We start from the raw sequence: 17,313 nt of genomic DNA on the forward strand, positions 1-17,313 counted from the left end.
ACGCTGTTCGCGACGCGGGGGTGAGACGAATGGCAGATGACCAGCTGGACGACATCGACCGCCGCATCGTGGCCGCGCTGCAGAAGGATGGGCGGGCGTCCGTGCGCTCGATCGCCCAGGCGGTGTCGATCTCCCGCGCCAACGCCTACGCGCGGGTGAATCGGCTGATCGACTCAGGGACGATCACCGGATTCACGGCCAAGGTCGATCCGGCGAAACTGGGGCAGGCGGCATCCGCCTATGTGATGTTGCGCGTCGAACAGGCATCCTGGCAGAGCCTGCGCGAGCGGTTGGCGGCGATCCCGGCGGTGCAGCACATTGCCCTGATCGGCGGCGACTTCGACGTGGTGCTGCTGGTACGCGCGGCGAGCAACGCCGAGCTGCGAGAGATCGTGCTGACCGAGTTGCAGGGGCTGCCTGAGGTGCTGACCACCCAGACGTCGATCATCTTCGAGGACCACGACACGCGATAGGCGGCCTGATCAGCTGGTGCGGAAGGCGGGACTTGAACCCGCACGCTCGAAAGCACAGGAACCTAAATCCTGCGTGTCTGCCAATTTCACCACTCCCGCGAGCGACACCCAGTGTAGCGGTGGAGAGCTCAGTCGCGGCCCTGCCAGGTCGCCACGTCGGCTTCGTTGCCTTCGGCGTCGGCGAGCGTCCACCAGGCGGGCGCGAACTCGTCGGTGACAAGGTGCCCGCCGGCCGCGAGCGCCGCGGCGATGCGTGCCTCGGCTTCATCGTGCGGCACCGAGACATCGACGTGGATGCGGTTGCGCTGCGACCGGGGCACGTCCATCTGCTGGAACCAGATCGACGGTCCGCGTCCATGCGGGTCGACGAGGTCCTCATCGCCCAGCTCCTTGTAGCCGAGCACCGCGCGCCAGAACGGCTTCACCTTCTCGATCTCGAGCGCGTCGATGGTGAGCTGCACGGTCTGCACCGCGGCGGGCCGCGCCGAGATGCCCAGACCGGCCGCGGCGGCCGAGATCTGTCGGGCGAGGTCGACGTCCTTCTGGCTCAGGCCGTCGACGTCATGGGTGATCACCCGAACCGTGACGCTCCCGTAACGCAGGTCTACGTCGGGGTGATGGTTCGCGGCATCCGCCAGTTCGCCGATCGCAGTCACGAGTTTCACCCCCGTCGTGAAGTTCTTCGTGCGGAACTGCGCGACGGCGCCGCCGAACACCGACCGCCAGTCATCCACACCGGGGGACTCGTGGAACTGCTGAGAGCTGATCCGTTCAGTCATGGCGCCACCCTACGGCGGCGGCACAGGCGTGTGAAGCGGGCGGTGCCCGATGCGCCGAACCGTTGGGCCGGGCGGCTGATATTGTCCGAATGCCGAATGCCGAATGCCCGAATGCCGAATGCCGAGTGGAGCGGAGAGTCGGATGTCTGGATCACTGATTGTTGGCGTCGGGGCCATCGGCTCTGGTGTGGCGGGTGCCCTCGTCGGTCGAGGCGATCGAGTAACCGTGGCGAGCCGTTCCGCGACGGCTGTGAACGGCGCCACGTCGGTGAGGCTGGACGCGGCGGAGGCGGATGCCTTCACCACCGTCGCGGCCGACCACGACACGATCTTCCTCACCGCGAATCCCACGTACCACCAGTGGCCCTATCTCTGGCCGCCGTTGTACCGGGCAGCGATCGAGGCGGCGGCGCGCAGCGGCGCGCGACTGATTGTGATGAGCAACCTGTACGCCTACGGCGAGGGGGCGACGATGCCGATGACCGAATCGACGCCGCTGCACGCGACCGCGCCGAACGGGAGGGCTCGGCAACAGGGCTGGGAAATGGTCAAGGCGGCGCACGATGCCGGTGACATCCGTGCCGCGGAGGTGCGGGCCAGCGACTATTTCGGCGCCGGCGTCGGCAACACCTCCCAGATGGGATCGATGTTCTTCGAACCTGTGGTCGCCGGCAAGACCGCGCGGGTTGTAGGTGGGACAACGCAGCCGCACACGTTCAGCTACCTGCCCGACATCGTGCGAACCCTCGTGGCCGCCGCGGACAGTGAGCACGTGGGCCGCCCGTGGCATGTGCCGAGCCCAGAACCGCTCACCAGAGTGCAGGTCGCCGAGCGAATCAACGCACTCACCGGCAAACGTGGCCGGGTGCGCCAGATCCCGCCGTGGCAGATGACGACGCTCGGCGCCTTCGTGCCGTTCCTCAAGGCGGTGAACTCCGCCGCCTACCAGTTCGACAAGCCGTTCGTGATGGACTCCACCGAAACCGAGCGGCTGCTCGCGCTCACGCCCACCCCGTGGGAGCCCGCCCTCACAGCGACCGTCGACTGGTACCGCTCGAGGTAGCTCGCGGTAAATCGTTCGACACCGTCGCCTGTGGAAAATGCGGCCTTGCAGATCAGACACAACAAGGCGCTCCCGGCGGCCGCCGGAAGCGCCTTGTTGGTCGGTGTTACGGCGCCAGCAACTGGCAGACGTCCACTACCTGGCCAGAGCCGGAGAACAACTTCCTTTCGCTGCCGTCAGCATTGAGCGTCCAGCTCACGGTTCCCGTCGTGAGGAACACCCCTTCAGGGTGCCCGTTGGCGTCGGGGACCGTAATGAGGTTCTTCCCCGTCGCAGTGACGTCCTGGCCGCCATCGGGCAGAGTCGTGATGTGGGTCACCCCGGTGATGACGTAGGTCACCGTTTTCAGGGTAGGAGCGGGGCCCGTGAGGGTGACCCTCAGGTTAGGGCCGGTGACTTTTGTACGGTCTCCTGGCAGTTCGATAATCCCGATCTTGCCCGAGGCCTGAGCCTTGATTATGAAGATCGGATCCTGGGGATCGAAGGTCGGACAGGTCATGTCGAACGACAGTTCGACCGGCGCGGGCCTGGCCGGAGCGGCGACGGCCGGACTGGCGCCTGCGGCAAATCCGAGTGCGACGGCAACCGTCGCGATTGGTGTGAGCCAGCGTTTCATGTAGATCCTCCTTGGTAACTTGCGAAAGTCCCCCCAGGGAAAGATGGGACGAGTCCCCGACTGCATGCCTCCGCAAGCTAACACGGCCCGCACATGCCGCGAACGCCGTGGCATAAAGCATCCCTGTGTGTTACAAGCAGGGCGCATCGACAGCGCATCGGTGTTGGGCCCGGATGCCGACCCGCCTGACGCCGCCTGTGGATAACTTCTGCGGCGGCATCCGCTTCTCGTCCATGATGTGCCGATGAGCAAAGCGGTCAGCATCATCGCGGAGGAGGTGCGTGCTCGGGTGCGCCGCGAGGGTGTTGACCTGGGCCTCGACCGCGCGCTCACCGACCGCTACGTGCACGACGAGGTGCAGCGCTATAGCGAACGCGCGCTCGGCGGATCGCTGCCGTTGCTGGCCGACGAGCGCGAGACCGCGCGGCAGATCGTGGCGACCCTCACCGGCTACGGGGTGCTGCAACCGTTCTTCGACGATCCAGATGTGGAGGAGATTTGGATCAACGCTCCGACCAGCGTATTCATCGCGCGAAACGGGGTCTCCGAACTCACCGGGCTCAGCCTGACCGACGGCGAGGTGCGCGACCTGGTCGAACGGATGCTGCAATCCACCGGCCGCCGGGTCGACCTGAGTTCGCCGTTCGTGGACGCCTCGCTGCCCGACGGCTCCCGGCTGCACGTGGCCATTCCCGACGTGACGCGCGCCCATTGGTCGGTGAACGTGCGCAAGTTCACCAAGCGCATCCGCGACCTGCCGCGGCTGGTGGAGCTCGGCTCGCTCAGCCAGCAGGCCGCCGAATTCCTGCGGATGTGCGTGCTGAGCGGGCAGAACATTCTGGTCTCCGGCGCCACCCAGAGCGGCAAGACCACATTGCTGAACGCGCTGCTGTCGGCGACCAGGCCGAGCGAACGGCTGATCACCGTGGAGGAGACATTCGAGCTGGATCCGACCGCCCGGGACGTGGTCGGCATACAGTGTCGGCAGCCGAGTCTGGAGGGCACCGGCGAGATCAGCCTGCGCCGGCTGATCAAGGAGGCGCTGCGGATGCGGCCGGACCGGCTGATCGTCGGGGAGGTGCGCGAGGCCGAGTCGCTCGACCTGCTGATTGCCCTGAACAGTGGCCTGCCCGGCATGTGCTCGATCCACGCGAACAGCGCCCGGGATGCCCTCGCCAAGCTGTGCACGCTGCCGTTGCTGGCCGGGCGCAACATCGACTCATCGTTCGTGGTGCCCACCGTGGCCGGCTGCATCGACCTGGTGGTGCACTGCGAACTCGCCCGCGACGGACGCCGCCGCGTCACCGAGATACTGGCGCCGAGCGGCCAGGTCACCGGGTCGGTGATCGAGGCCAGCCCGATTTTCCGGCTGGAGCGCGGGGTGCTCGATCCGACCGGCAGCTACCCGGGCAAACGGGGCAAGTTCGACGCGGGCGGGTACGACCTGACCGCGGTGCTCGGCGGTCACCCGCGATGAGCGCCGTGCTCGGGCTGGTCGCCGGGGTGGGGTTGCTGCTCGCGGCATCCCCGTTCCTCTGGCCGGCCGGTTTCGCGCCCCGCACCTCCCGGCCGCCCGGCGCGGCGGCCGAATGGCGAGGCCGGCTGGCGCTGGCCGGTCTGCCGCAGGCGTCGCTGCCGTTGCTCGCCGTGGTGTCGGTGTTCGTCGGCCTGGCAATCGGCGCCCTGCTGTTCGCCCTGCTGCCGGTGGTGCCGCTCGCGATCGTCGCCGCCGTGCTCGGGATGCTGCTGCCCCTCGCCGCGGTCAACTGGCGAGCGCGCGCCGCCCGGCGCGCCACCCGAGTGCTCTGGCCGGACGTCGTCGATCACCTGGTGTCTGCGGTGCGCTCCGGGGTCCCGCTGCCCGACGGGCTGTCCACACTCGCCCGAGCCGGACCAGCGTCCACCCGCCCCGCGTTCGCCGCGTTCGAGGCCGACTACCGGGCGACCGGCAATTTCTCCTCCTGCGTCGACCGGCTGAAGGCGGCCCTTGCCGATCCGGTCGCCGACCGCATTCTGGAGACGCTGCGGATGTCGCGGGATGTCGGGGGCACCGAGCTGGTGGCGGTGCTGCGCAACCTGTCCGCGTACCTGCGGCAGGAGGCCGCCATCCGTTCCGAGGTGGAGGCCAGGCAGTCGTGGATCCTGAACGCCGCGCGGCTCGGCGTTGCGGCGCCGTGGGTGGTGCTGGTGATGCTGTCGACCCGGCCGGAGGCCGCAGCGGCGTACAACAGCAGCGCCGGTGTGCTGATGATCGTGGCCGGTCTAGGCGTCACGGTGGTGGCGTACCGGATCATGCTCGGCCTCGGCCGGTTGCCGGAGGAACGGCGGTGGTTCCAGTGAGTGCGGCGCTCGGCTGGGCGGTGCTGACCGGCCTCGGTCTCGGCCTGGGACTGTGGCTGCTCGCCAGCACCGTGCCGCGGATCGGGCGGCCTCGCCTGATCGACCGGGTGGCGCCCTACGTGCTGGATGTCTCCGAGGGCGCGAGGCAACGCCTGGCCAGACGCACCGCCGACCCGCTGCCACTGTTCGGTCTGGTGCTGGCGCCGGTGATCGGCCCCACCCGCAGGCTGCTGGCATCCGCTCTGGGCGGGACGGCGACGATCGAGACGCGGCTGCGGCAGTCCGGTTCGCTGCTCAGCGTGGACGCGTATCGTTCCAGCCAACTCGTCTGGCTGGTGTGTGGGGCGATTCTCGGGGTGGTGCTCGCGGTTGCCGCGGGTCGGCTGCAGCCCGTCGGCCTACCGATGGCCGTCGCCGTGACGCTGGTCACTGCCGGGCTTGGCCTGCTGGCGCGGGACCTGGTGCTGAAGCGGGCCGCGGCGAAACGGGTTGCCCGGATCGAGAGCGAGTTGCCGACGATGCTCGAGTTCCTAACCCTCAGCCTGTCGGCCGGCGAAGGCATCCTCGACGCGCTGCGACGCGTCTCGCGGGTCAGTCGCGGCGAGATCGCCGCGGAGTTCGCGCGCGTGGTGGCGGAGGTGAACGCGGGCGTGCCGCTCGCCGATTCACTGCACGCGTTGGCCCGTTCACTGCGGGTGCCCGCGTTCAGTCGCGTGGTGGAGCAGCTCACCGGGGCGCTGGAGCGCGGCACACCGCTGGTCGACGTGCTGCGCGCGCAGGCGCAGGATTCCCGCGACGACGCGAAACGGCAACTGCTCGAGGTCGCGGGCAAGAAGGAGGTGGCGATGCTGGTGCCGGTCGTCTTCCTCATTCTGCCGATCACTGTCGCGTTCGCGATTTTTCCCGGCATTGCGGTGCTGCAGCTCGGGTTCTGATCGGAGCACTTCCGACGTTTCCGACGAAAGACGTTCCGACGAAAGGAGAGACACGTGAAACGCATGACCACCCGAATCATGTCTGCGCTCGACCGGTTGCGTGACGACAACCGTGGAGACGTTCCCGGCTGGGTCCTGATCACATTAATGACCGCGGGGCTCGTGATCATCATCTGGGGCCTTGCCGGCCCGGCGCTCAGCAGCGTGTTCGAGCAGGCGATCGAGCGCGTCACCGGATTCTGACCGATGCTGCGGCGAGCTTGGGCGGATGAGCGCGGATCGGCGCCCGCCGAGTTCGCCATGGTCGGCGCCCTGCTCACCGTGCTCACCCTCTCGGTGATCCAGCTCGGACTCGCCCTGCACATCCGCAACACCGTGCTGGATGCCGCGGCCGAGGGCGCCCGATACGCGGCGCTCGCCGACACCTCTCCCGAGCAGGGCGCTGACCGCACCCGCCAGCTGATCAGCGCCGCTATCGGCACCGGGTACGCCGCCGACGTGACGGTGCAGCTCGCCGACCACCTCGGGCATCCGTCCGCGATCGTGACCGTGCGAACGCCGCTGCCGCTGATCGGACTGGTCGGCATCGACGGCGGGTTGGAGGTGCGTGGCCATGCCGCGCTCGAACGCCTGGACTGACGAGCGCGGCACCGCCTCGCTCGAATTCATCACCGTCGGGGTGCTGCTGCTGGTGCCGCTGGTCTACCTCGTGCTTACTCTGGCGGCGCTGCAGGCCGGTGCGCTCGCCGTGGAGGGCGCGGCACGGCAGGCCGCGCGCGTCTACGTGCAGGCCGAGTCGGTACCGGATGCCGCGGCCGCAGCCGAACGCGCCGTGCTGTTCGCCCTGGCCGACCACGGCATCGACCGCGAGCAGGCCAGCGTGAGCATCGAGTGCTCGGCGACATCCGACTGCCTGACCAGGCGAAGCCACGTCACGGTGACCGTGCGCCTCACCGTGCCGCTCCCGTTGCTGCCGCCGGTGCTCGATCTGCCCGCCCGGATGAGCGTGCCGCTGGAGGCGCAGGCCACCCAGCAGGTGTCGCGGTTCTGGAGCGCCCGGTGACCGGCCATCGACGGGCGGGGACCCTGGCCACCGGCCGTCGACGGGCCGGCGCCCCGGCGCCGGGACTCACCGACGACACCGGCTCCACCCTGCCGCTGATCTTCTTCTACGCGGCCCTGTCGCTCATCCTGATCCTGCTGGTCACCGCGGCGACGGCGCTGTACCTGGAACGCAAACGGTTGTTCACCCTTGCCGACGGTGCCGCGCTCGCCGCGGCCGAAGCCTTTCCGCTCAGCGCGGTGAACGTCACCGATCGCGCTCCGAAATTGCAGACACCGGATGTCGCGGCTGCGGCCGCCGCGTACCTGGCGGAGGCGCCCGCCGACTTCGAAGCCCTCGCCATCGAGCACGCCGGCACCGATGACGGCCGCAGCGCCAGAGTCACCCTGTCGGCATACTGGCGACCGCCGGTGCTGACCGTGCTGGTGCCGGAAGGCCTGCGCATCGAGGTGACGTCGACGGCGCGGTCGGTGTTCTTCTAGTGCCTTCTGAGGAGCACCGCTGGCCGGTTCTCGCAGGTACCGCCCGGTAGAGTTGGCCCGGCCGCACCGCAGTCCCGCGCCGACTGGGTTCTGCGCGCACGCCCGGCTCGTGGCATCCGCTCGCCTGCGCCTTCATCACCCCCATCACCCCGCCCCAAATCCGAGGACACCAGTGAGCCTGATCCGCCTGAACGACGCGAGCATTGAATTCGACGGGCGGCCGGTGCTGCGGGAGGCGTTCCTCAAGCTGCGGCGGGGCGACCGCATCGGGCTGATCGGCAAGAACGGCACCGGCAAGACGACGTTCCTCGAGCTGGTGTTCGGGCGGCGGAAGCCGTCGGGCGGCACCGTGGATGTGAGCCTCGGCACCAGGATCGGGTACTTCTCGCAATTCTCCGAACTCGACGGTGAGCAGAGCGCGTGGCAGACGCTGAGCGGCCACTTCGCCGCAGTGCACGAGACGCAGGCCCGACTCGAACAGATCGGCGCCCAGTTGGCGCAGCCGATGACGGATGCTGCGATGACCACCCTGCTCGTCGAGCAGGGTGAGCTGTTCGAGCGGATGGACGCGATCGGTGGCTGGACGTACGAGAACACCATCGACACCGTGCTCACTAGCCTCGGTTTCGACGAGGAGCGGCGGCACCTTCCCGTCGACCGGCTCTCGGGCGGATGGCGCAACCGTGCCGCGCTCGCGCTGATCCTCGTGCAGGCGCCCGATGTGCTGCTGCTCGACGAGCCGACGAACTTCCTCGACCTCGACGGCGTGCGCTGGATCGAGGGCTGGCTGCGGGGCTTCGGCGGCGCGCTGCTCATGGTCTCGCACGATCGGCAGTTCCTCGATGGGGTGGTCGACCGCATCGTCGAGATCGAGAACTACCGGCTGCAGGAGTACGAGGGCAACTACTCGGCGTACGTGCAGGCGAAACAGTCACGGCTGAAGACGCTCGAGCGTCAGTTCGCGCACGAGGAGGAGTTGCTGGCCTACGAGCAGGACGCATCGGCCGCGCGTCGTGAAGCGGCCCGCAACCCATCGAACGCGGTCGCCCGGCGGCTTGCCGACATCAAGAAGCGCCAGGCGCCACGGCCGATCGACCAAATCATCACCGGCATCTACGGCGGGCTGCGGGTCAGCAACGACCTGCTCACCGTGACGGGGCTCAGCAAGGGGTTCAACGGCACGCCGCTGTTCCAAGGGCTGTCGTTCGACCTGCAGCGCGGCGACCGGGTCGCGGTGCTCGGCTCGAACGGCTCGGGCAAGTCGACGTTGCTCGACGTGCTCACCGGTGAGGCCGAAGCGGATGCCGGAACGGTTCGGTGGGCGAAGGGTGTGCGGTTCGTGTCGTACAACCGGGTCTACGCGTTGCTGGACTTGGACGACACGGTCGGCCACGCGGTGAACGCCTACCCCGACTCGCTCGCGTTCACCGCGACGAAGAAAAGCGTGAATCGGTTCCTGTCGATGCTTCAGTTCTCTGAGGCGGACCTGCAGCAGAAGATCGGCACCCTCTCAGGCGGCCAGCGCGCCCGCGTGGCGATCGCGCAGTGCCTGCTCTCGGGAGCAGGGGTGATCGTGCTGGATGAGCCGACGAACCACCTCGACATCACGAGCACTCAGGTGATGGAGCGGGCGCTCACGCACTTCCCGGGCGCGGTGATCGTGGTCAGCCACGACCGGTTCTTCGTCGACAAACTCGCTGATCGGCTGCTCGTCTTTGACGGCACACCTTGCGTGAGAGAGACGACGGCAACCGGGGCGCTCTAGCCCTTGCGCCGCGGCACGTACTTCGGAATGTAGCGGGCGAGGATCCCGGCCCCAAGCAACCCGAGCACTCCCATTGCCCCGGCCGCCACGCTGAGCGAGGCCACCGCGGTGATTGCCGACAGCAGCAGGGGAGCGGCCGCCCCGCCGCCCTCGGTGGTGAACCGCCACGCGCCGAGGAAGGGCGCAGGGTTGTCTTTGTCTGCGAGGTCGGCGCCGAGGGTCATGATGATGCCGCTGCCGATCCCGTTGGCGAGCGACAGCAGCATCGCGGCGGCGATGAACCAGGTGACATTCGCGGACAGGTCGTGGGTGAACGCCAGCACCAGGTGGCCGATGCCGAGTCCGATCATCGACGGCACCGCGGTCCACAGGCGGCCGAAGCGGTCCATGATCTGTCCACCGGTGTAGAACAGGGCGAAGTCCACACCCCCGGCGATGCCGATGATCAGCGCGGTGTTCGCCTCGCTGATGCCGATGCTGACCGCCCAGAGCGGCAGGATCACCTGCCGGCTGGCCCGGAGGCCGGCAATCATCGCCGATCCAGACCCGAGCTTCAGCAGCACGCCGCGTTTCGCCCAGATGGTGTGGAACACCCCGTGGCTCTCCGCTGCCGCTTCGATCTCGCCCTCGTGCACAATCCGTCGCTCGCGGAACGTCGACTCGGGGTCGGGCAGGAAGATCAGCATCAGCGCGGCGGTGACGCTGGCGATCAGGTGCAGCCAGAACACCGGCTGGCTGTCGCCGACGATGGCGATCACCGCGGCGCTGATGAACGGGCCGATAAAGAAGCCGAGCCGGAACGTGCCGCCGAGGGTGGACAGCGCCCGCGCGCGGAACTGCAGCGGGACGTATGTGGTCATGAACGCGTGCCGGGCCAGGCCGAACACCGCAGCCGAGATGCCAATCAGCAGGATGCCGATGCCCAGCACCGCACTGTTCGGGGCGAGCGCGGCCAGGGAGACGCCGACCGCAGACAGCAGTGCCGCGGTGATCATCGCCGCGCGCTCACCGATGCGGCTGACGATCCAGCCGCCCGGGATGGCGCCCGCCAATGCGCCGACGGTGATCAGCGATGCGATCAGCCCGGCGCCCGCCAGCCCGGCGCCCAGATTGTTGGCCACGATCGGGATGAGCGGCAGGATCGCGCCCTCACCGATCGAGAAGACCAGGGTCGGCAGGATCGCCGAGAGGAGCACTCCGCGCCAGCGGAACGGGGCGGGATCGGTAGTCATGACGACTCGAGCCTATTGCGCGCGAGGTGCCTTGCCTCAATCCGCGCAGCCGGCGGCGGGTAGGCTGGGTCCGACATGATCGAGCTTGATATTTCAGAACAGATCGCACAGCTGCGATCGACCTTCGCTGACATCCGTTCGGTCGTCGGCGTCGACCGGCTCGAGGCCGAGATCGCCGACCTGAGCGAGCAGGCCGGCGTGCCCGACCTCTGGGACGACACCGAGAAGGCGCAGAAGGTGACCAGCGCGCTCAGCCATCGGCAGTCCGAGCTGGCCCGCATCACCAGCATCCAGAGCCGTCTCGACGATCTCGAGGTGTTGGTCGAGATGGCGAACGAGGGCCACGACGAGGAGTCCTGGCGCGAAGCCGAAGCGGAACTGAAGGCGCTGCAGGCCAACCTCGGCGACCTCGAAGTGCAAACCCTGTTGAACGGCGAATACGACCCGCGCCCCGCGGTGGTCACCATCCGCGCCGGCGCCGGCGGTGTCGACGCCGCCGACTTCGCCGAGATGCTGCTCCGCATGTACTTGCGCTGGGCGGAACAGCACAAGTTCAAGGCCACCGTGCTCGACACCAGCTACGCAGAAGAAGCCGGCATCAAGAGCGCCACGTTCGAGGTGGACGCCCCGTACGCCTTCGGAACCCTGAGCGTCGAAGCCGGCACACACCGGCTGGTGCGGATGAGCCCGTTCAACTCCGCAGGCAAGCGGCAGACCTCGTTCGCGGCGGTCGAGGTGGTGCCGTTGATGGAGGAGACCGAGGCGATCGAGATCCCCGACAACGACATCCGCGTCGACGTGTTCCGCTCCTCCGGCCCGGGCGGGCAGTCGGTGAACACCACCGACTCCGCGGTGCGCATCACACACCTGCCCACCGGCATCGTGGTCAGCTGCCAGAACGAGAAGAGCCAGATCCAGAACCGTGCCGCCGCGATGCGCGTGCTGCAGAGCCGCCTGCTGCTGCAGCTGCACGAGCAGGAGGCCGCCACCAAGAAGGAACTGGCCGGCACCATCACCGCCAGCTGGGGCGACCAGATGCGCAGCTACGTGCTGGCGCCGTACCAAATGGTGAAAGACCTGCGCACCGACTACGAGGTGAACAACCCGTCGAACGTGTTCGACGGCGATCTCGACGGCTTCATCAGCGCCGGCATCAAGTGGCGGAAGCGCGACAAGGACTAGGGGTTTCGATACGGCGCTTCGCGCCTACTCAACCAACGAATTGGCCTACAGGTCGACGACCTCGAATTCGAGCAGGTCGGCTCCGGTCGCCACAGGCTTGCCGCCCTCGGCGCGCGACTGCCCGTGCGTCACCTTGCTCTCGCCGTCGCGCCACGCCTCGTAATCCGCCTGGCTTGCCCACGTGGTCACCACGAAGTACCTGGTGTCTCCGGCCACCGGGCGCAGCAGCTGGAACCCCTCGAACCCGGCCTGGCTGTCGACGGAGTGCTTGCGCGCCGCGAAACGCTTCTCCAGCTCGGCGCCGGCCCCCTCGGGAACGTGGATGGCGTTGATCTTGACGACCGACATGCGTGATTCCTTTCGATGAAGACCGGATGTCTCGGACCCATCATCGCAGCCACACCCGAGTGACCCGAGTGCGAGTCGCTGCTGACGATCGGGCTTCGGCGACCTAGGCTCGTTCTGTCATGATTCGGTTTGATCAGGTTACGAAGCTCTATAAGGGCAATACCCGTCCGGCGCTCAACGCGGTCAGCCTGGAAATCCTCAAGGGCGAATTCGTCTTCCTCGTCGGCGCCTCCGGCTCCGGCAAGTCGAGTTTCCTGCAGCTGGTGCTGAAAGAGGAGAAGCCCACCAAGGGCGAGGTGCACGTGCTGGGCCAGCGCCTGAACACCATCGCGAGCCGCAAGGTTCCGTACTTCCGGCGCAGCCTCGGGGTGGTCTTCCAGGACTTCCGCCTGCTGCCGAACAAGACCGTGTTCGACAACGTCGCCTTCACCCTGCAGGTGATCGGCAAGAGCAAGGGCTTCATCCAGGAGGCCGTGCCCGACGTGCTGAAAATGGTGGGACTGGCCGGCAAGGCCAGCCGCTTCCCCAACGAACTCTCCGGCGGTGAGCAGCAGCGCGTGGCCATCGCCCGCGCCATCGTCAACCGGCCCGCGATCCTGCTCGCCGACGAACCCACCGGAAACCTCGACCCGTCGACGAGCGCCGGCATCATGACCCTGTTGCAGCGCATCAACGCCAGCGGCACCACCGTGCTGATGGCCACCCACGACGCCGGCATCGTCGACCAGATGCAGCGCCGAGTGATCGAGCTCGTCGGCGGCCAGGTGGTGCGCGACGAACGCGGCGGTGGCTATCAGACCCAGGCGGTGCCGGTGCAGTCGTTCGGTCTCGCCCCGGAAGAGGGATCGGCACGATGAGGCTCGGACTGATTCTCGGCGAGGTCGGCCAGGGCCTGCGCCGCAACATCTCGATGGTCATCTCCATCGTGCTGGTCACCTTCATCTCGCTCACCTTCGTGGGCACCGCGATCCTGCTGCAGGTGCAGATCAACGAGATGAAGGGCTACTGGTACGACCGCGCCGAGGTGGCGGTGTACCTCTGCACGGAAGTGTCAAACGCCGGAAATTGCACCCTGTCGGTGGCCACCCCGGAGCAGATCGCCGCGGTCGAGGCAGAACTCGAGTCAGACACGCTCGCGCCGTACATCGAACGGTTCGAGTTCGAGAACCGCGACCAGGCCTTCGAGAACTTCACGAAACAGTTCGCCGACAGCCCGATCATCGACCTGGTCGAGCCGGAGTTCTTCAACGAAGCCTTCTGGGTAAACCTGGTCGACCCCACCCAGTCCGACATCCTGGTCGAGAGCCTCGGCAGTATGGCGGGGGTGGAGAGCGTGGAAGATCAGCGCGCCTACCTCGACGGCATTTTCGCGATCCTGAACGCCGCGTCCATCACCGCCGTCGGCATCGCCGCGCTGATGCTGGTTGCCGCCGTGCTGCTGATCGCCACCACCATCCGGCTCAGCGCGTTCTCGCGCCGCCGGGAGCTCGGCATCATGCGTCTGGTCGGAGCGTCGAACGGATTCATCCAGACCCCGTTCGTGCTGGAGGGCGTGTTCGCTGCGCTGATCGGTTCGGTGCTCGCCAGCGGCGCGGTCGTGGTGATCGTGCAGGTCTTCGTGCAGGGCTACCTGGGCGGATCGCTGTCGACCACCACCTCGTTCGTCGGGCTGAGTGACGCGCTGCTCGTGATTCCGGTGCTGCTCGGTCTTGGCATCGTGTTGGCCGCGCTGTCGTCCAGCTTCGCCATCCGCCGCTACCTGAAGGTCTAGGCCGGCACTGCTTCTAGGCCAGCACTACCGCGTCCACGACTTGGGGCCGGTGGCGCCCGCCGGATACTCATCAAGCGGCACCTGGCCCGCGCGCCAGGCGTCGAGCACCGGCTGCACGATGCGCCAGCACTGTTCCGCGACGTCGGCCCGCACCGACAGTGACGGGTCATCGTCGAGGATGCCGGCCAGTACCTCGCCGTACGCCGGCAGCCGCCCCGGGCCGAAGTGCGCGATCAACGGCACTCGGTCGAGCACGTCCGGGTCATCCGGCCCGTTCATGTTCAGTTCCAGCGTCATCTCGTCGGGGGCGAGGAAGATGCGCAGTCGGTTCGGATGCGGGGTGCCCTGCAGCCCGCCCGGTACGTGAGCCGGCGGTTTGAAGGTGACGATGATCTCGCGGTGCCGATCCCGCAGGGCCTTGCCCGACCGCAGCCGGAACGGCACGCCGCTCCACCGCCAGTTGTCGATCTCCAGGGTCACCTCGGCGAGTGTCTCGGTGTCGTTCGCCGGCTCGACACCCGGCTCGTCGAGATAGGACGGCAGCTCGCGACCCGCCACGGTCCCGGCCGTGTACCGGGCGCGGCGGCTCGCCTGCGCCGGGTCGTTCCGCCAGACCCTGGTCGCGCGCAGCACCAGGCCCTTCTGATCCCGGATGTCGGCGGCATCCGTTGTCGGTGGCGGTTCCATCGCGAACACCGCCATCACCTGCAGCAGGTGGCTCTGGATCATGTCGACCAGCGCCCCCGCCTTGTCGTAGTAGCCGGCCCGGCCCTCGAGCCCGAGTTGCTCGTCGTAGACGATGTCGACCCGGTCGATGTGCTCGGACCGCCAAAGCGGTTCGAACACCCGGTTGGCGAACCGCAGCCCGAGCAGGTTGAACACGGTGCTGCGGCCGAGGAAGTGGTCGACCCTGTGCACCCGGTTCTCGGGCACCAGCCGGTCGAGAACCTGGTTGAGCGCCTCGGCGCTGGCCTGGTCGACGCCGAACGGTTTCTCCAGGGCGAGCACCGTGCCGGCGGGCACGCCGATCTGCTCGAACGCCGTGCAGGCCTGCGCGGTGATCGCCGGCGGCAACGCGAAGAAGATCGCCATCGGCCCGTCGTCCGCGGCGAGCACGCGGCGCAGACCGTCGACGGTCGTGGCATCTGCGTTCACCCAGGTGAATTGCGACAGCAGGTGGTCGACCGCTGGGCCCTCGGCGTCCACGCTGGTGAAGGCGGTGCGCACCACCTCGGCCCACTGCTCATCGCTCCAGTCGGCGGTGCCGGCGCCGATCAGCCGCACCCGGCGGTCCTGCTCCACAGTGAGCAGCTGCCCGAGCGCCGGCAGCAGCAGCCGAGAGGTGAGGTCGCCGCTGGCGCCCAGAATGAGAATCGTCGAAACGGCTGTCATGTTGAACACCGTACGCCCCGGGGTGAGGATGGGGGCGTGAGCCTTCCCATTGAGCAGTACGCCCTGATCAGCGATTGTCACACCGGTGCGCTCGTCGGCAGCGACGGCAGCGTCGACTGGCTCTGCCTGCCGCGGTATGACTCGAGTTCGGCGTTCGGTGCCCTGCTCGGTGACGAGGACCACGGACGCTGGCTGCTGGCGCCGGATGACCCGACGGCTACCTCCACCCGGGTGTACGTCGATCGCACCTTCCTGCTGGTCACCCGCTGGGTGACGTCCACCGGTGAGGTGGAGGTGACCGACTTCATGCCGCACGGCGACGGGCGCAGCGACCTGGTGCGGCGGGTGCGGGGGGTGCGCGGGTCGGTGGCGATGCGTCAAGACCTGCGGATCCGGTTTGGCTACGCCGACGCCATGCCCTGGGTGCGTCAGATGGAGGAACGCGGCGGCAACGCTCTGTTGGCGGTGGCAGGCCCCGATGCCCTGGTGTTGCGGGGACCCAAGCTCGCGGCATCCGGACATAGTCACAGTGGTCAATTCATCGTGGACGCGGGCGAGACGGTCGATCTGGTGCTCTCCTGGTTTCCGTCGCACCTGCCCGATCCCGGCACCCTCAACGTCACCTTCGAGATGTCGCGGACCGCGCGCTGGTGGCAGGACTGGGCGCGCAGCTACGGCCACCGCGGGCCATATTTCGAACCGGTGATCCGGTCGCTGCTGGTGCTGCGGGCACTCACGCACGAGGAGACCGGCGGCATCGTGGCGGCGGTGACCACCAGCCTGCCGGAAGAGTTCGGCGGCACCCGCAACTGGGACTACCGCTATGTCTGGCTGCGCGACGCGGCGCTGAGCCTGAGCGCGTTTCTCGGGCATTCCTATGTCAGCGAGGCGCAGAACTGGCGCAACTGGCTGCTGCGTGCCATCGCCGGAGACCCGCACGACGTGCAGATCATGTACGGCCTGGCCGGGGAGCGGTACCTGCCGGAACGCGAGCTCACCAGTCTGCCCGGCTATCAGGGGGCGGCCCCGGTGCGGGTGGGCAATGCGGCGGTGGGCCAGTACCAGTCCGACGTGATCGGCGAAGTGATGATCGCGCTGCACGAGGCCCGCGAGGCGGGCATCAAGGAGGACGCGTTCTCGTGGCCGCTGCAGCGGGCGCTGATGACGCTGGTGGAGGAGAACTGGCAACGGCCGGATCAGGGCATCTGGGAGGTGCGCGGACCGGAACGGAAATTCACGCACTCCCGGGTGATGATGTGGGCGGCGGTAGACCGGGCGATCCGCGGCGTGCGGGAGTTCGGTCTGCCTGGTCCGGTGGAGGAGTGGGAGCGTCTGCGTGACACGCTGCGCGAGGAGATCGAGACGCACGGGTTCGACGAGAAGCGCGGCACGTACACGCAGTACTACGGCACCGACACGGTGGACGCATCCCTATTGCAACTGCCGCAGGTCGGATATTGCGAGGCGGATGACCCGCGGATGCTGGGGACCGTGGCGGCGATCGAGAAGGACCTCATGCGGGGCGGGCTGGTGTGCCGCTACCTCACCGACCCCGAGATGGACGGGCTGCCGCCCGGGGAGAACCCGTTCCTCGCCTGCTCGTTCTGGCTGGTGGAGCAGTATGCCCGGTCGGGTCGGCTTCCCGAGGCGCGCGACCTGATGGACCGACTGGTCGCGCTGTGCAACGACGTGGGCCTGCTGTCGGAGGAGTATGACGTGGTGGCCGGACGTCAGGCGGGCAACATGCCGCAGGCGCTGTCGCACCTGGCGCTGGTGCAGGCGGCCGACTGGATCGCCAAGGCGGAGGGCGAACCGGGCAAGGCCGACACGCGGGTCTGACCTACACGCGGGTCTGGACCATGGGTACATGCC

At 68.0% G+C, this 17,313-nt stretch carries 19 protein-coding genes and 1 tRNA gene; 14 read left to right on the plus strand and 6 right to left on the minus strand.

All coding sequences use genetic code 11. The features are described 5' to 3' along the window. Nucleotides 1-29: 29 nt before the first annotated feature. Nucleotides 30-473, plus strand: a complete 444-nt coding sequence (locus tag HCT51_RS03045; protein ID WP_191413746.1) for an Lrp/AsnC family transcriptional regulator — start codon at nucleotides 30-32, stop codon at nucleotides 471-473. Nucleotides 474-487: 14 nt separating this feature from the next. On the opposite strand, the gene HCT51_RS03050 is transcribed toward HCT51_RS03045, so the two are convergent. Beyond that, a tRNA-Leu gene (locus tag HCT51_RS03050) sits at nucleotides 488-572 on the minus strand. Nucleotides 573-601: 29 nt separating this feature from the next. Then, nucleotides 602-1,252: a VOC family protein gene (locus tag HCT51_RS03055; RefSeq protein ID WP_166870239.1), complete on the minus strand. Its 651-nt coding sequence runs from the start codon at nucleotides 1,250-1,252 to the stop codon at nucleotides 602-604. Between the two features lie 142 nt (nucleotides 1,253-1,394). Between HCT51_RS03055 and HCT51_RS03060 the strand changes: the two genes are divergently transcribed. Further along, nucleotides 1,395-2,315 carry an NAD-dependent epimerase/dehydratase family protein gene (locus tag HCT51_RS03060; protein WP_166870241.1) on the plus strand — a complete coding sequence of 307 codons (921 nt, stop codon included), beginning with the start codon at nucleotides 1,395-1,397 and terminating at the stop codon, nucleotides 2,313-2,315. Between the two features lie 106 nt (nucleotides 2,316-2,421). Here the strand turns inward: HCT51_RS03060 and HCT51_RS03065 are convergent, their stop codons facing one another. Next, a complete protein-coding gene (locus HCT51_RS03065) occupies nucleotides 2,422-2,931 on the minus strand; it encodes a hypothetical protein (RefSeq protein ID WP_166870243.1) in 510 nt (169 codons plus the stop codon). Nucleotides 2,932-3,175: 244 nt separating this feature from the next. Here HCT51_RS03065 and HCT51_RS03070 point away from each other — a divergent pair, with 244 nt between their 5' ends. The 8 genes from HCT51_RS03070 (at nucleotide 3,176) to HCT51_RS03105 (ending at nucleotide 9,516) form a co-directional block, all read left to right on the plus strand. After that, on the plus strand, nucleotides 3,176-4,408 hold the full coding sequence (locus tag HCT51_RS03070) for a TadA family conjugal transfer-associated ATPase (RefSeq protein WP_166870245.1): 1,233 nt from the start codon (nucleotides 3,176-3,178) through the stop codon (nucleotides 4,406-4,408). Beyond that, a complete protein-coding gene (locus HCT51_RS03075) occupies nucleotides 4,405-5,271 on the plus strand; it encodes a type II secretion system F family protein (protein ID WP_166870247.1) in 867 nt (288 codons plus the stop codon). Before HCT51_RS03070 ends, HCT51_RS03075 begins: the two co-directional genes overlap by 4 nt. Continuing rightward, nucleotides 5,259-6,206: a type II secretion system F family protein gene (locus HCT51_RS03080; protein WP_224760638.1), complete on the plus strand. Its 948-nt coding sequence runs from the start codon at nucleotides 5,259-5,261 to the stop codon at nucleotides 6,204-6,206. Before HCT51_RS03075 ends, HCT51_RS03080 begins: the two co-directional genes overlap by 13 nt. Nucleotides 6,207-6,269: 63 nt before the next feature. After that, the gene (locus tag HCT51_RS03085; RefSeq protein ID WP_166871284.1) at nucleotides 6,270-6,449 is read left to right on the plus strand and encodes a hypothetical protein; all 180 of its coding nucleotides are present in this window, start codon (nucleotides 6,270-6,272) and stop codon (nucleotides 6,447-6,449) included. 3 nt (nucleotides 6,450-6,452) lie between these two features. Beyond that, the gene (locus tag HCT51_RS03090) at nucleotides 6,453-6,845 is read left to right on the plus strand and encodes a TadE/TadG family type IV pilus assembly protein (RefSeq protein WP_166870249.1); all 393 of its coding nucleotides are present in this window, start codon (nucleotides 6,453-6,455) and stop codon (nucleotides 6,843-6,845) included. Then, nucleotides 6,820-7,269 (plus strand): hypothetical protein, encoded by a 450-nt coding sequence (locus HCT51_RS03095; protein ID WP_166870251.1) that lies wholly within the window; start codon nucleotides 6,820-6,822, stop codon nucleotides 7,267-7,269. Before HCT51_RS03090 ends, HCT51_RS03095 begins: the two co-directional genes overlap by 26 nt. Beyond that, complete coding sequence (locus HCT51_RS03100) at nucleotides 7,266-7,751, plus strand: pilus assembly protein TadG-related protein (protein WP_224760639.1); 486 nt, start codon at nucleotides 7,266-7,268, stop codon at nucleotides 7,749-7,751. The genes HCT51_RS03095 and HCT51_RS03100 overlap by 4 nt, the downstream gene beginning before the upstream one ends. A gap of 172 nt (nucleotides 7,752-7,923) precedes the next feature. Next, the gene (locus HCT51_RS03105; RefSeq protein WP_166870253.1) at nucleotides 7,924-9,516 is read left to right on the plus strand and encodes an ABC-F family ATP-binding cassette domain-containing protein; all 1,593 of its coding nucleotides are present in this window, start codon (nucleotides 7,924-7,926) and stop codon (nucleotides 9,514-9,516) included. Here the strand turns inward: HCT51_RS03105 and HCT51_RS03110 are convergent. Next, nucleotides 9,513-10,748: an MFS transporter gene (locus HCT51_RS03110; protein WP_166870255.1), complete on the minus strand. Its 1,236-nt coding sequence runs from the start codon at nucleotides 10,746-10,748 to the stop codon at nucleotides 9,513-9,515. The genes HCT51_RS03105 and HCT51_RS03110 overlap by 4 nt on opposite strands. A 75-nt stretch (nucleotides 10,749-10,823) precedes the next feature. Here HCT51_RS03110 and prfB point away from each other — a divergent pair, with 75 nt between their 5' ends. Next, nucleotides 10,824-11,930, plus strand: coding sequence for a peptide chain release factor 2 (prfB, locus tag HCT51_RS03115; RefSeq protein WP_166870257.1), 1,107 nt, complete (start codon nucleotides 10,824-10,826; stop codon nucleotides 11,928-11,930). Nucleotides 11,931-11,975: 45 nt separating this feature from the next. Here the strand turns inward: prfB and HCT51_RS03120 are convergent, their stop codons facing one another. Continuing rightward, on the minus strand, nucleotides 11,976-12,278 hold the full coding sequence (locus HCT51_RS03120; RefSeq protein ID WP_166870259.1) for an antibiotic biosynthesis monooxygenase family protein: 303 nt from the start codon (nucleotides 12,276-12,278) through the stop codon (nucleotides 11,976-11,978). Nucleotides 12,279-12,397: 119 nt separating this feature from the next. Here HCT51_RS03120 and ftsE point away from each other — a divergent pair, with 119 nt between their 5' ends. Both ftsE and ftsX read left to right on the plus strand, forming a co-directional pair. Further along, nucleotides 12,398-13,135 (plus strand): cell division ATP-binding protein FtsE, encoded by a 738-nt coding sequence (gene ftsE, locus HCT51_RS03125; protein ID WP_166870261.1) that lies wholly within the window; start codon nucleotides 12,398-12,400, stop codon nucleotides 13,133-13,135. Then, on the plus strand, nucleotides 13,132-14,049 hold the full coding sequence (gene ftsX, locus HCT51_RS03130) for a permease-like cell division protein FtsX (protein ID WP_166870263.1): 918 nt from the start codon (nucleotides 13,132-13,134) through the stop codon (nucleotides 14,047-14,049). Before ftsE ends, ftsX begins: the two co-directional genes overlap by 4 nt. Nucleotides 14,050-14,073: 24 nt before the next feature. Here the strand turns inward: ftsX and HCT51_RS03135 are convergent, their stop codons facing one another. Next, on the minus strand, nucleotides 14,074-15,441 hold the full coding sequence (locus HCT51_RS03135) for a glucose-6-phosphate dehydrogenase (protein WP_191413749.1): 1,368 nt from the start codon (nucleotides 15,439-15,441) through the stop codon (nucleotides 14,074-14,076). Between the two features lie 36 nt (nucleotides 15,442-15,477). Between HCT51_RS03135 and HCT51_RS03140 the strand changes: the two genes are divergently transcribed. Then, complete coding sequence (locus tag HCT51_RS03140; RefSeq protein ID WP_166870265.1) at nucleotides 15,478-17,280, plus strand: glycoside hydrolase family 15 protein; 1,803 nt, start codon at nucleotides 15,478-15,480, stop codon at nucleotides 17,278-17,280. The last annotated feature ends 33 nt before the right edge of the window (nucleotides 17,281-17,313 follow it).

The organism is Salinibacterium sp. ZJ450, assembly GCF_011751885.2.
GTDB lineage: Bacteria > Actinomycetota > Actinomycetes > Actinomycetales > Microbacteriaceae > Ruicaihuangia.

What these genes read in the sequence shown, in the direction of transcription:
- HCT51_RS03045 (WP_191413746.1), top strand. Translation starts at nt 30, where the DNA reads ATGGCAGATGACCAGCTGGACGACATCGACCGCCGCATCGTGGCCGCG.
- HCT51_RS03055 (WP_166870239.1), bottom strand. Translation starts at nt 1,252, where the DNA reads ATGACTGAACGGATCAGCTCTCAGCAGTTCCACGAGTCCCCCGGTGTG.
- HCT51_RS03060 (WP_166870241.1), top strand. Translation starts at nt 1,395, where the DNA reads ATGTCTGGATCACTGATTGTTGGCGTCGGGGCCATCGGCTCTGGTGTG.
- HCT51_RS03065 (WP_166870243.1), bottom strand. Translation starts at nt 2,931, where the DNA reads ATGAAACGCTGGCTCACACCAATCGCGACGGTTGCCGTCGCACTCGGA.
- HCT51_RS03070 (WP_166870245.1), top strand. Translation starts at nt 3,176, where the DNA reads ATGAGCAAAGCGGTCAGCATCATCGCGGAGGAGGTGCGTGCTCGGGTG.
- HCT51_RS03075 (WP_166870247.1), top strand. Translation starts at nt 4,405, where the DNA reads ATGAGCGCCGTGCTCGGGCTGGTCGCCGGGGTGGGGTTGCTGCTCGCG.
- HCT51_RS03085 (WP_166871284.1), top strand. Translation starts at nt 6,270, where the DNA reads ATGACCACCCGAATCATGTCTGCGCTCGACCGGTTGCGTGACGACAAC.
- HCT51_RS03090 (WP_166870249.1), top strand. Translation starts at nt 6,453, where the DNA reads ATGCTGCGGCGAGCTTGGGCGGATGAGCGCGGATCGGCGCCCGCCGAG.
- HCT51_RS03095 (WP_166870251.1), top strand. Translation starts at nt 6,820, where the DNA reads ATGCCGCGCTCGAACGCCTGGACTGACGAGCGCGGCACCGCCTCGCTC.
- HCT51_RS03110 (WP_166870255.1), bottom strand. Translation starts at nt 10,748, where the DNA reads ATGACTACCGATCCCGCCCCGTTCCGCTGGCGCGGAGTGCTCCTCTCG.
- prfB (WP_166870257.1), top strand. Translation starts at nt 10,824, where the DNA reads ATGATCGAGCTTGATATTTCAGAACAGATCGCACAGCTGCGATCGACC.
- HCT51_RS03120 (WP_166870259.1), bottom strand. Translation starts at nt 12,278, where the DNA reads ATGTCGGTCGTCAAGATCAACGCCATCCACGTTCCCGAGGGGGCCGGC.
- ftsE (WP_166870261.1), top strand. Translation starts at nt 12,398, where the DNA reads ATGATTCGGTTTGATCAGGTTACGAAGCTCTATAAGGGCAATACCCGT.
- ftsX (WP_166870263.1), top strand. Translation starts at nt 13,132, where the DNA reads ATGAGGCTCGGACTGATTCTCGGCGAGGTCGGCCAGGGCCTGCGCCGC.
- HCT51_RS03135 (WP_191413749.1), bottom strand. Translation starts at nt 15,441, where the DNA reads ATGACAGCCGTTTCGACGATTCTCATTCTGGGCGCCAGCGGCGACCTC.